The 12,303-nt window shown below is 35.2% G+C and carries 9 protein-coding genes; 3 read left to right on the forward strand and 6 right to left on the reverse strand.

What is annotated here, in order from left to right:
• Positions 1-80 precede the first annotated feature (80 nt).
• Positions 81-902, forward strand: a complete 822-nt coding sequence (locus CCY99_RS01125; RefSeq protein ID WP_112059575.1) for a PHP domain-containing protein — start codon at positions 81-83, stop codon at positions 900-902.
• A gap of 247 nt (positions 903-1,149) precedes the next feature.
• Here the strand turns inward: CCY99_RS01125 and alaS are convergent, their stop codons facing one another.
• The 6 genes from alaS to CCY99_RS01150 all read right to left on the reverse strand — a co-directional run bounded on the left by alaS (position 1,150) and on the right by CCY99_RS01150 (position 10,095).
• Positions 1,150-3,720 carry an alanine--tRNA ligase gene (gene alaS / locus CCY99_RS01130; RefSeq protein ID WP_112059576.1) on the reverse strand — a complete coding sequence of 857 codons (2,571 nt, stop codon included), beginning with the start codon at positions 3,718-3,720 and terminating at the stop codon, positions 1,150-1,152.
• A 90-nt stretch (positions 3,721-3,810) separates the two neighbouring features.
• Entirely contained in the window at positions 3,811-5,376 is a 1,566-nt protein-coding gene (recJ, locus tag CCY99_RS01135; RefSeq protein WP_112059577.1) for a single-stranded-DNA-specific exonuclease RecJ, read from the reverse strand.
• Positions 5,363-6,997 (reverse strand): CTP synthase (glutamine hydrolyzing), encoded by a 1,635-nt coding sequence (gene pyrG / locus CCY99_RS01140; RefSeq protein ID WP_181646784.1) that lies wholly within the window; start codon positions 6,995-6,997, stop codon positions 5,363-5,365. Before pyrG ends, recJ begins: the two co-directional genes overlap by 14 nt.
• Entirely contained in the window at positions 6,998-7,225 is a 228-nt protein-coding gene (locus tag CCY99_RS09410) for a YdcH family protein (protein WP_181646785.1), read from the reverse strand. It lies immediately after the preceding gene.
• 81 nt (positions 7,226-7,306) lie between these two features.
• Entirely contained in the window at positions 7,307-9,247 is a 1,941-nt protein-coding gene (locus tag CCY99_RS01145) for a ribonuclease R family protein (protein WP_112059578.1), read from the reverse strand.
• A 2-nt stretch (positions 9,248-9,249) separates the two neighbouring features.
• Complete coding sequence (locus CCY99_RS01150; RefSeq protein ID WP_112059579.1) at positions 9,250-10,095, reverse strand: HDOD domain-containing protein; 846 nt, start codon at positions 10,093-10,095, stop codon at positions 9,250-9,252.
• A 208-nt stretch (positions 10,096-10,303) separates the two neighbouring features.
• Here CCY99_RS01150 and ilvC point away from each other — a divergent pair, with 208 nt between their 5' ends.
• Both ilvC and CCY99_RS01160 read left to right on the forward strand, forming a co-directional pair.
• Positions 10,304-11,326, forward strand: coding sequence for a ketol-acid reductoisomerase (ilvC, locus tag CCY99_RS01155; RefSeq protein WP_112059580.1), 1,023 nt, complete (start codon positions 10,304-10,306; stop codon positions 11,324-11,326).
• A gap of 360 nt (positions 11,327-11,686) precedes the next feature.
• Positions 11,687-12,211: a prepilin-type N-terminal cleavage/methylation domain-containing protein gene (locus CCY99_RS01160; protein ID WP_112059581.1), complete on the forward strand. Its 525-nt coding sequence runs from the start codon at positions 11,687-11,689 to the stop codon at positions 12,209-12,211.
• The last annotated feature ends 92 nt before the right edge of the window (positions 12,212-12,303 follow it).

Raw genomic sequence — 12,303 nt, forward strand, 5'->3', positions numbered from 1 at the left:
AATCCTTTTTGCTTGGGTTGAAGCCTAATTAAATATTTGCTTTTAAGTCCAAAAATTTAAAAATCATTTAAGGAGAGATTATGAAAGATTTACATATACACACAAAATATTCCGACGGCGAGTTTGACGAAAATGAGATTCTTGAAAAAATCATAAGTGCAGGGATTACAGAATTTGCAATTTGCGACCATGATACGATTGAGGGCTCAATGAAAGTTTGTGAAAAAATCAAACAACTTAATCTTGACATTATTTTTCATTCGGGTATTGAAATTACAAGCAGAATCAATGATATTTTTGATGGAATTAGCGTTCATTTGCTGGTTAGAGATTTTCAATTTGACGATAAAGTTATATTAGATGCCATCTCTATTATGAAACGCAACCGATTAAAAAACCTTGATTTAATGCTGGAAGGTGTTAAGAAAGATTATAATGTTGAAATTCCCAAGCAAAGAATTGAAGAAGTTTTAAAAGAAACAAATTCAATAGGTGAGCCACATGTTTATAAATTGCTATGTGAAATTAAAAATATTGATGAAACTTACTTTTATGATAAGACTATAAAAAATTTAAAAACAGAACATCTTAAAATTGACGCTGCTTGGCTACTTGAAAATTTTAAAGGACATCAAGGTTACATCACCCTTGCTCACCCAATAAAGATAATGAAAGACTACAATTTTTCTTATGCTGATATTGAAAAAATTGTAGAACATTTACATGGTTATGGTCTTAAAGGTTTGGAGGTTGAATATAGTAAACACACAAAAAAAGATATTGCCGAATTCTCAAAAATCGCAGATAAATTTAATTTAATCAAAACCCCCGGTAGCGATTTTCACGGACCAAATGTAAAACCAAATAGATTTTTGGGCGTTTGTCAAAAACAAGATTCTTAGCTTAAACTAAAATAAAATTAGGCTCAACCCAAGCAAAGAGGAATTTTGAAAATCGATTTCAAAATCGCCCTATAAAGATTCTTGCTTTTTATTTTAGCGTTACGCCTAAAATAACATTCTTTTAGGGGAATCTTGCAGTAGAGATTCTGCCATAAATTCGCCAGATTAAATAGATTCCGCTAGATTCCACGCTAGATTAGCGAGATTCCGCCCCATATTTAATGGGAGAATCCGCCCTAAATCCGCCCTAAAATTTTGATAGTGCAAATTCCCTTGCTATTTTTAAGCCCTCATCGATTTTATCTGCGAATTTCCCTCCAGCCGTGGCGAAGTCATCTCTCCCGCCTCCGCCTCCGCCTACGATTTTACAAACTTCTTTTATCCACTCATTTGCCTTAAGGGCTGGAATTCCTTGCACGCCGCAAGAAATGCTGATTTTCCCCTCGCTATTTTTAACTAGTAGCACTGCGATTTTTTCGTTCTCTTTCTTCATCTCATCGATGGCAGATTTGATATTAATGCTCGAATCTACCATAGCCACGATTAGCCTGACCCCATTTATCATCTCAAAACTTAGGCTTTTTACACCCCTACCCTCGTCGGTTCGGTTTTTTAGCTCTTTTAGCTTGGCGAGATTGTCTTTTAGCTTTTGGATTCCACTTAGTAAATTATTGGTTTTTAGGCTCTGCAAGGCGGTTTGGACTAAGTTTAGATTATCTTTTGTGTAGGCGTATCCAGCCATTCCGCACACGGCTTCGATTCTCCTTACGCCGCTTGAGATTCCAGATTCTTTTGTGATGTAAAAGTTCCCAATATGGGCGGTGTTTTCGACATGGATTCCGCCACATAGCTCCACGCTCACGCCTCCAAAGCTAATCATTCTAACGACTTTCCCATATTTCTCGCCAAAAAGTGCCATCGCCCCACGAGAAAGTGCCTCATCTAGCGGGACAAACTCGATTGTAGCTGGGATTGCAGAGCTAATTACGCGATTAATATCAAGCTCGATTTTCTCCAACTCATCTTTGGTAATCGCCTTTGGGTGAGTGATGTCAAACCTTAGGCGATTAGATTCCACCAAGCTTCCAGCTTGAGTGATATGAGTGCCTAGAATCTTTCGCAAACTAGCGTGTAGTAGGTGCGTTGCACTATGATGCTTGGCAATCTCAAAGCGTTTTTTATCCACGACTATATCTACGACATCGCCGACTTTTAGGGGATTTTTCGTGCTAACCTCGCTGATATTTAGCCCAAAATATTTTTTGGTGTAGATTATATCTGCCATTTTTTTATCATCGATGAAAACCTCGCCACTATCGCCAATTGGACCGCCTCCCTCAGGGTAGAGTGGCGTAGAATCCAAGAAAATATATCCATCGCCATCAAGCCGTTCAACTCGCTTATAATGAATGTCTAGCAAGGCTAGAATCTTGCTTTTTGAAGTGGAATTTTCATAGCCGATAAATTTATTTTCCCCAAACTCCTCTAAAATCCCAGCGAAATCCCCCTCCAACGCCTCATCTCCACTGCCTTTCCACGCACTTTTTGCCCTTGCTTTTTGTGCTTTCATACATATCTCAAAGCCCTCCAAATCAATTGGAATATTCTCCGCTCTAAGCATATCTTGGGTCAAATCAAGTGGGAATCCATATGTATCATAAAGCTTGAATGCCACTTCACCGCTAAATACGCCCTTTGTGGCATTTAACTCTTTTTTAAACATATCCATTCCAGATTCAATAGTTAGGAAGAATCGCTCCTCCTCCGCCTTGCACTGGGTTTGGATATAGTCCTTTTTCTCGCCTAAATATTTATAGTGATACGCTAGATTCTCGCACACAACGCCAACTAGCTTGTAGAGAAAAGCTTCCCTTAAGCCTAGCAAATACCCGTGCCGCACGGCTCTACGCAAGATTCTCCGCAATACATAGCCTCGCCCCTCTTTGTCGAAATTCACGCCTTGAGCGAGTAGAAACGCAATGCTTCTAGCGTGGTCGGCAATAACTCTATGAGACGCCACAAACTCGCCACTATAGGGCTTCTCGCTAATTTTCACGCACTCATTTATAATTGGCATAAAAAGGCTCGTATCAAAATTATTGATTTTCCCCTCGAGCAACGCAGTTACACGCTCCAGTCCCATTCCAGTATCGATACTTGGCTTTGGGAGCGGATTTAGATTGCCCTCTTTGTCCCGCTCATACTGCATAAAAACTAGATTCCAAATCTCTAGGAATCTATCCCCATCGCCCCCGAAATAATCCTCGCTAGAGCTAAAATGCTCCGCTCCTTGGTCGATGTAAATCTCACTGCAAGGTCCGCAAGGTCCCACATCGCCCATTTGCCAGAAATTATCCTTGTCGCCGAATTTTTTAATATGGGATTCTGGGAGATATTTTTGCCAGATTTTATACGCCTCATCATCGCTGATATGCACACTTGCGTAGATTTTATCCACATCAAAATTAAGCTCTTTTGTGATGAACTCCCACGCAAAGCTAATGGCATCTTCCTTGAAATAATCGCCAAATGAAAAGTTCCCCAACATCTCAAAAAGCGTATGGTGGCGGGCGGTGTAGCCGACATTTTCCAAGTCATTATGCTTGCCTCCTGCACGGATACATAGCTGGGAGCTGGTGGCTCGCTTTTCACTTGGGGTTGGAATCTTGCCCGTGAAAATATCCTTAAACTGCACCATTCCAGCGTTTGTGAAAAGCAGTGAAGCGTCATTTGGGACAAGCGGCATACTCTCATAGATTATATGCCCCTTGTTTTCGAAGAATCTTAGGAATTTATCTCGTATATCTACTTTTTGCATTTGAAATCTCTTTTCGCCTCTTTGTGGATTTAAAAGCGGATTCTACACAAAAAGTGATTAAAATAATTAATATTTGATAGTTGATAAATCCTAATTATTTACTATATTTAGATTATTTATCAATAATTGTGCATTGGAAGTCATTCTATCGCGTTGGATAAAAAAGGTAATATCCACTAATTTATCTAAAAAATCATTTGTATTATTAAATAAGATTCCGCTAATAGAATCCCCATTTTGGGAGAATCTTAATATTTGATGTTCTTTATTTTTGCCGATTTTTTGCACAGATTCCACTTTTAGATTAGAGCTACAAAATTCTATTTGTTCATTAGCCATTCCGTATGGCTCATAAGATTCCAAAAGCTGGAGTAAATCTAAATCTATACTACCTAAATCTATTTCTATGCTTGTATTGTCCTCTATAGTAGAATCTATTATGCAGTTTTTGTCTAATTTTTGCATAAATAATTCAAGATTTTTAGATTCTAGGCTTAATCCCACAGCACCGCTATGTCCTCCAAAGCATAATAAATAATCTTTGCAAAATTGCACTGACGCGATTAGATTTACTCCATTTCTCGAGCGTCCAGAACCTTTTAAAATCCCATTTTGTAGACTAAGACAAAATGAGCTAATATTGAATTCATCGGCTAATCTTGAAGCTACGATTCCTAGCACACCTTCATGCCAATCTTTCCCAAATGCAATTAAGATGTTTTCACCTTTTTTGATATTATTTTTTGCTTTTAGGAAAATATCATTTTGTATATTTTTTCTCTCATTATTGATATTTATTAGATTCTCAAATATCTCATTAGCTTTATTTTCATCTTTTTGTCTAAAAAAATCCAATGCAAGATTAGCATCTCTTAATCGCCCTACACTATTTAAAATAGGGGCGATAACAAAACCAATATTTTGCGAATTTATATTGTAACGATTTCTAATAACCTTAAATGCTGCTATATTAGAATGCTTTATTTCTTTTAATCCTAGTTTAAAGATGGCTCGATTTATCGAAACTAAGGGCATCATATCAGCGATTATTGCTAATGCTAGAAAACAACTTAATTTTGATAGATTCACATTTGCATTTAGCTCTTTTTTGATTCCAGCACAAAGATACCAAGCGATTAATGCCCCGCAAATCTCTTTTTGTAAAAAATTACAAGCTTTTTGATTTGGATTGATTATAAGGGCATTGGGCAACACCTCATCATTATCGACAATAAGTGGCTTATGGTGGTCTGTGATAATGAGAATCTTATCCATTTCTTTACAAAGATTTGCGACTTCAAACGCACTAATTCCATTATCAACAGTTATGAAAATATCCGCATCAATCTCTTTTATGATATTTGTATTTATCCCGTAGCCGTCATTAAAACGATTTGGAATCTTAATAGTGAAATTATCAAAACCAATCTCTTTAAAAAAATATTCCATTATACACGAAGCTGAGATTCCATCGACATCGTAATCGCCCACAACTGCGATTTTTTTATTATCGACAATGCCATCTTTTATAATCTTGCTTGCTTCTTTTAGTCCAAATAATGTTTCAGGTTGCGGGATATTTGAGAGATTAATAGTGTCAAGATTCCTTTCTTTAAATATATTAAAGATTATTTCAAAAATATTAATCTCTTGCATTTTTAGTAATTTTTGTTTGCTTGATGAACTCCAAAATAATTGGATTTGGATTTTGCAGCTTAGAGGTAAATTCCGGGTGGAATTGAACGCCCACAAACCAAGTGTGATTTTCTAGCTCGATGGTTTCAATTAGTCCATTAGATTCCCCGCTAATTATCATTCCATTTTGCTCTAGAATCTCCCTATATGCGATGTTTGCCTCATATCTGTGGCGATGTCGCTCTTTTATCGTGGATTTATTATAAGCTTTAAATATCTTTGTATTACTTTTAAGATTGCAAGGGTATTCGCCTAGTCGCATAGTGCCACCCATCGGGGAATTATGCGTCCTAAACTGCTTTTTGCCCTGTTGGTCGATGAAATCCTCTATTAGATAAATCACTGGCGTTGGCGTATTTTTATCGAACTCTATGCTATTTGCCGCCTCCATATTTAGGACATTTCGGCAGAATTCAATTATGGCAAGCTGCATTCCAAGGCAGATTCCAAGGAATGGGATATTATGCACTCTAGCGTATTTTATCGCTAGAATCTTGCCACTAATCCCCCGTTCACCGAAGCCCCCGGGAATAAGGATAGAATCTACATCGCTTAACTCACTATCAATATTGCTAGAATCCAAGTTCGAGCTATCAATCCACTTAATATCAATTCGCGTATCTGTGTGTGCTCCAGCGTGTGTAAGTGCCTCAATTAGCGATTTATAAGATTCTTTTAAATCCAAATATTTTCCTACAAAGGCGATTTTCACGCTATCATTTGGGGAGATTATCCGCTTAACTAGCAAATCCCACTCCGCCATTTTTGGAATTATTGGTTTTTCAAGGTTAAAATATCTCGCAATCGGGGTTAAAATATCCTCCCTAAGCAAGTTTATCGGCACTTTATAGATACTCACCTCATCTTCTACAACAATCACGCAATCATCATCAACATCACAGCTTAAGGATAATTTCTGCTTTAATTCTTTTGATAGTGGCTTTTCGCACCTAGCTAGGATAATCTGCGGATTTATCCCAATTCGCCTAAGCTCTTGAACAGAGTGCTGAGTGGGCTTTGTCTTTAGCTCTCCTGCGGCTTTTATAAGCGGGATTAGCGTAACATGAATGCTAATCACCATTCCACTCCCTAGCTCGTGCTTTAGCTGTCGCATCGCCTCTAAATAGGGCATTCCCTCGATGTCGCCCACGGTTCCGCCAAGCTCCACGATTAGAAAATCGCTATTTTTCCCAGCCTCTTTGATTCGCTCTTTTATCTCATCTACAATGTGTGGGACAATCTGTATGGTTTTCCCAAGATAAAATCCACTCCGCTCTTTTTCAATGACGGAGAGATAAATCTGTCCCGTTGTGAAATTATGCTTAGAAGATAGATTCATATCTAAAAATCGCTCATAATGCCCCAAATCTAGGTCGGTTTCTGCACCATCATATGTTACAAAAACCTCGCCGTGCTCTAATGGACTCATCGTCCCGGGGTCTACATTTATATAGGGGTCGATTTTAAGGATTGAAACCTTGTGATTTGCGTGTTTGATTAAAGTGGCTATTGAAGAAGATGAAATTCCCTTGCCAAGGGAGCTTAGCACTCCCCCGGTTACAAAAATATATTTTGTCTGCATTTATTGTTTTTTTGATTTCCTATACTCTAGAACGATTGCATAAGCCTCATCTTTTAATCTTAATTTCTCTTTTTTCATTCTATCAAGCTCAAATTCATCGATATAATTTCTACCTGATTCTGCTTCCATTATTTTCTCGTCTAATTCATTATGTTTTTCAAATATCTTTGCAAAATGGGCATCACTTGTTTTTAAAGCCGTTATTTCTTCTCTGTATTCGTGTAGCATTGTAAGACCTCCTAAGTAAAATTTTTATAATTATACTTTAAAATTTTTATGAAATATTTAAAATCTAAATCAAAATATTATCTAAAATAATCTTGCAACAACTTTGCCCTCTATCCTTAGATTTTCAATATTGCTTGATATTATTTTTACATTAAGAATACTAAACTTTTTATAGCTTTTATCCAAAAAGATTCTTGCATTTGTGCCTAGAATCTTTGCTTTACATTCATATTTAGAATCACAATCCATAACAACACATTTCAATACCAAGCCGATTCTCTTAGCAAAATATCTTGCAAATTTTCTATCATTAAATTCATATTCGATTTTTGAGATTTCCTTTTCTAAGACATTCATTCTTGCACAAACTGCTTCCAAATGGGTTAATAAAAAAGCAAGTTTTTTACTATTTTGATTAATTATTTCCTTTAGGATTCTATGTGTAAATAAATCGCTATATCGCCTAATTGGCGAAGTGAAATGCGTATAATAATCAAATCCAAGTGCAAAATGTCCTAGATTTAAGGGCGAATATGTCGCTTTAGGCATATATGAAATAATAGCTTTATCAACAAATTGTGCTAGATTTGCGATAGATTCTCCACTATTGCTAACATTTTTTTGTAGATTTAGAATGCTTTTATGTGGTGTTTTTGCTTTCTTTGCATTTAGAAAATATAAATCACTAAAAAGACTATTTAGATTCTCATCGCTTATTTGTTTATGTGTGCGAAAGATTCCCACATTTGTAGAATCTAGCATCATTTTCGCACTCTGTTTATTTGCTAAAAGCATACATTCTTCAACCATTTTGTGAGATTTTAGCTCTGTTTTTTGAGAGATATTACAAATCTCAAAATCATCATCTAAATCCAACTTTATCTCTTCATTTATAAAATCAAATCCATTTTTAAGTCGATGATTTCTAATTTTTGAAGTTATGCTAAAAAGTGAAACGAGCATATTATTGCTATTATTTTCATCTAATATATATTCTACTTCATCATATGTAAGATTCTTGGCAACCTTTATAATGCCTTCAAAAAGTTCACTTTGTGTAATTTGAAAGGTTTTTTTATTAATTTTTAGTTTCCAAATAAAAGCTAAGCGACACTCTTTTTCTCTCAGCGAACATAGATTTTGACTTAAGATTGGCGGAAGCATTGGGACTACAATATTTGGGAAATACATACTAAATCCGCGATTAAAAGCTTCTTTATCAATGATAGAATTAGTAGAAACATAGTAGCTCACATCGGCGATTGCCACATATATATAATGCTTATCAAAATATATTGCATCATCAAAATCTTTCGCATCATTTGGGTCGATAGTTACAAAAGGCAAATGCGTCAAATCCACTCTTTTTGGATAATATTTTGGCTCAATTACACCATCAAAACTATTACAAAAATCTAGGATTTCATTATTAAATTCATTATTTTTATTATAGGATTTAAGTGCGATTTGCAAGTCATATTTGGCTTCATTCATAGTTCCTATAACATTTAAAATCATCTTATTGGTTAAATCAATCTCAAAAAGACAATTTGGCGGTAGGGATTTTAATGATTTTTGTGAAACCTTAATATCTATTTGTTTATTTGTTTTTAGATTAAAAATCTTATATGCATTTTTGTGTAGTTTTAGAATGCCAATTGCTTTTAATACTTCTCTTTGTAGGATTTCTACTAGCTTTACTCTTAATCTTCTTGCTTTAGAATCCACTCTAGAATCTGCTTTAGCGATAATTAAGTCATTATGTAAGATTCTGCTATTTATTATTACTTTAGGGTCTTTTGGAAGTGGATTTAGTGTTTTTAGGAAATATACCTTACCTTTATTATTTTCTACTATATCAACATATCCTATAAAAAATCCACTCTTTAGCTTAATAATATTTTTAGTGGAATCTTTTATATAATCTAGTGCATTTAGTGATTTAAGCTTATTGTAAATATCGCTTTTATTTTTTGGAATCTCTTTTACGCCATAAATTAAACTTAATAAAAATTTTTCCAAACCTAGATTCGCACTTCACTATAAACTTCTATACGATTTTCTACAAATTTATCAAAATAATCAAAATCTACATTCATTAAATTATTTTTCATAAATTTCTTTGTATTATCAATCTGTTGTGGTGTGTATTTATGATAGAAATTTATACATTTTAAAGCAGCTTTAAGTGGATTTGTAAGATTCCGCTTTTTAATATTATTACCTGATATTGCAATATTTTTAATAGCATTAATCAAATCAACTTCAAAATTCCAATGCTCAAAAAGCATAGCCGTTACTTCTACCGCACTAATTCCCATAAATTCTTTTTCTATAGTCATTAATTCATAGCAATTTTGTATCTCATTCATAAATTCAATCATTTCATTTTGATTTAAGGCTTTATTAATCTCATTTGAGAGAATCAAACTTCCAGCATTCATCAAAAATGATGCGGGGAAAATTATCTCTTTTACGCTATTTTCCTCGTTTTTAAAGATTTCCATTACAAATTTATTATGCTCTCTACAAGTATCTAAATATTGATTTATATTTATATTATACGGGCTTAAGTCAAATTTCAAACTATTTCTAAACATCAAAGAAATAACAAAACCTTTTATTGTCCCCATTCCAAATAAAGAAACGGCTTGTTTAACACTTACAATCTCCCTTGTGAATCCATAAATTGGCGAATTTGCAGTTCTTAAAATATCAATAGTTGCACCTTGGTCTTTTTCTATGATTTTGACTAAATCAGCAATACTTGAATTTGGGTCTTGGCAGGTTTTGCAAACTTCACTAACAACATTTGATAATGCTGGAAAAGACGAAATACTCTTTATTGTTTGATTATAAATATCTTTCATAATATCCACCTATAAATTTTAGCCCTAATTTACTTCTATAACATTTTATAATGGCATAATTGTAGCCAAATTAGATTTAATTATCTTTGTTGCTAGAACAATCCACACTTAAACGCCAATGTAATCAATATATAGCTTTATATTTATAGTCTTATTTAAGTAAAATAAATTATAATCCACAAACTTAATTTTATAAAAAGGATAAAAAATGGCTTTAATGGTCTATTATGACAAGGATTGCGAACTAGGATTAATTAAGAGTAAAAAAGTGGCGATTATCGGCTTTGGGTCGCAAGGACACGCACACGCGGAGAATCTGCGGGATTCTGGTGTGAGTGTGGTTATTGGGCTTCATCAAAACTCCCGCTCCAAGCCAAAAGCAGAGGCGAAAAATTTTAGAGTGCTAAGCGTGGCGGAGGCTACAAGGGAGAGCGATGTAGTTATGATTTTAATCCCTGATGAACTCCAAGCAGATGTGTTTGAAAGCGAAATTCTGCCGAATCTTGCTCCTAGCAAAACGATTGCATTTGGGCATGGATTTAATATCCACTTCAAGCAGATTAATTTCCCAAAAGATGTGAATGTCATTATGATTGCCCCAAAGGCGCCGGGGCATACAGTTAGAAGCGAGTTTGTTAGAGGCGGGGGAATCCCAGATTTAATCGCGGTGGAAAATGACTTCGATGGGAACTCAAAGCAGCTTGCTCTAAGCTACGCATGTGCCATAGGTGGCGGGAAAACAGGCATAATTGAAACGACATTTAAAGATGAAACCGAGACAGATTTATTCGGCGAACAAGCTGTTTTATGTGGTGGGCTAACCAGCCTAATCCAAGCTGGATTTGAGACATTAGTCGAGGCTGGATATCCGGAGGAAATGGCGTATTTTGAGTGTTTGCACGAGCTAAAATTAATTGTTGATTTGATTTACCAAGGGGGGATTGCCGATATGCGATACTCCATCTCAAACACCGCAGAATACGGCGATATGGTAAGTGGTCCAAGAGTAATAAACGCGGAATCTAAGAAGGCGATGAGAGAGATTTTAAGCGACATTCAAGGTGGGCGATTTGCAAAAGATTTCATCTTGGAGCGAAAGGCGAACTACGCTAGAATGAACGCCGAACGGGGGAATCTCAAAAATAGCTTGATTGAAAAAACAGGAGAGCGACTACGAAATATGATGCCTTGGATAAAAGAGGGCAAACTAATAGATAAAGATAAGAATTAAGCTTGGATTTATTATCCCCTTTGATGTAAGGTTTATTTTGACTTATTTTACAACAAGGGGATAAATGCATTTGAGCCTAAAATATAAATTTTAAATTAAATCTTTATCACTTTTTTAATTTAATCATTGAGATTCCATCGTTGCTATTAGTTAAAAATCCAAAATATTAATCTTTTATGTGCCTATAGATTTTAAAATTATTTAAGATTCTAGAAAGATTACTCTCAAATCTTATATTATTTAATGCATAAATTTACCCCTACCTTTAAACAATTATTAAAAAAACATTGTTTATAATCCATTAATTATATTATTTAATATTTAATAATATGTGTTTATGTTAATAAAAGGGGATAAGGTATGGAAAGAAATGCTTTCTCTATGATGGAATTAGTTTTTGTTATTGTTATTTTAGCGGTTGTAGCGGCGGTGGCTGTGCCTAGATTCGTCGCTACAAGGACAGATTCAAGAGTGGCGAAATATAAAAGCGACATTGCCACAGTGTTAAAATCTGTCCCTGCTAGAATAGTCGCTGAAAATATTGATGCTACACAATCTGCACCTCAAGGATTTAGCTCATGGAATGAATGGATAATCGATACTGCTGGACTTGATAGAGGCAGATGGGCGGAAGCACACTCAAGCGATGCAAGAGGGATTATGCCTATGATTCGCATAAACGACCACACTTATGGATATTGCGGAGCTCATCAAGCACATTCTTCAGTTCTAGCGATACATCTCAATGGTGATTTGATTTTTAATCCTGATAATCTTAAAAAAGGCAATGGTGCGGAGCTACTCTGTCAAACATTAATGAATTCTTATCCTAGTGGCTCAAATAGGACGATTCCGCTGGTTAGCACAAAATCCGTGCGGTTTTAAGCATCACTTAATTTTAAAGCTTATTTTTAGGGCTTAATCAATCCCCTTTTACAAGTCCACCTTTAAGCTCTATCCCCAAAATCCTAAAAATC

It is taken from the genome of Helicobacter sp. 16-1353 (genome assembly GCF_003288815.1).
Taxonomy (GTDB): domain Bacteria; phylum Campylobacterota; class Campylobacteria; order Campylobacterales; family Helicobacteraceae; genus NHYM01.

What these genes read in the sequence shown, in the direction of transcription:
- CCY99_RS01150 (WP_112059579.1), bottom strand. Translation starts at nt 10,095, where the DNA reads ATGAAAGATATTTATAATCAAACAATAAAGAGTATTTCGTCTTTTCCA.
- recJ (WP_112059577.1), bottom strand. Translation starts at nt 5,376, where the DNA reads ATGCAAGAGATTAATATTTTTGAAATAATCTTTAATATATTTAAAGAA.
- pyrG (WP_181646784.1), bottom strand. Translation starts at nt 6,997, where the DNA reads ATGCAGACAAAATATATTTTTGTAACCGGGGGAGTGCTAAGCTCCCTT.
- CCY99_RS01125 (WP_112059575.1), top strand. Translation starts at nt 81, where the DNA reads ATGAAAGATTTACATATACACACAAAATATTCCGACGGCGAGTTTGAC.
- CCY99_RS09410 (WP_181646785.1), bottom strand. Translation starts at nt 7,225, where the DNA reads ATGCTACACGAATACAGAGAAGAAATAACGGCTTTAAAAACAAGTGAT.
- alaS (WP_112059576.1), bottom strand. Translation starts at nt 3,720, where the DNA reads ATGCAAAAAGTAGATATACGAGATAAATTCCTAAGATTCTTCGAAAAC.
- CCY99_RS01160 (WP_112059581.1), top strand. Translation starts at nt 11,687, where the DNA reads ATGGAAAGAAATGCTTTCTCTATGATGGAATTAGTTTTTGTTATTGTT.
- ilvC (WP_112059580.1), top strand. Translation starts at nt 10,304, where the DNA reads ATGGCTTTAATGGTCTATTATGACAAGGATTGCGAACTAGGATTAATT.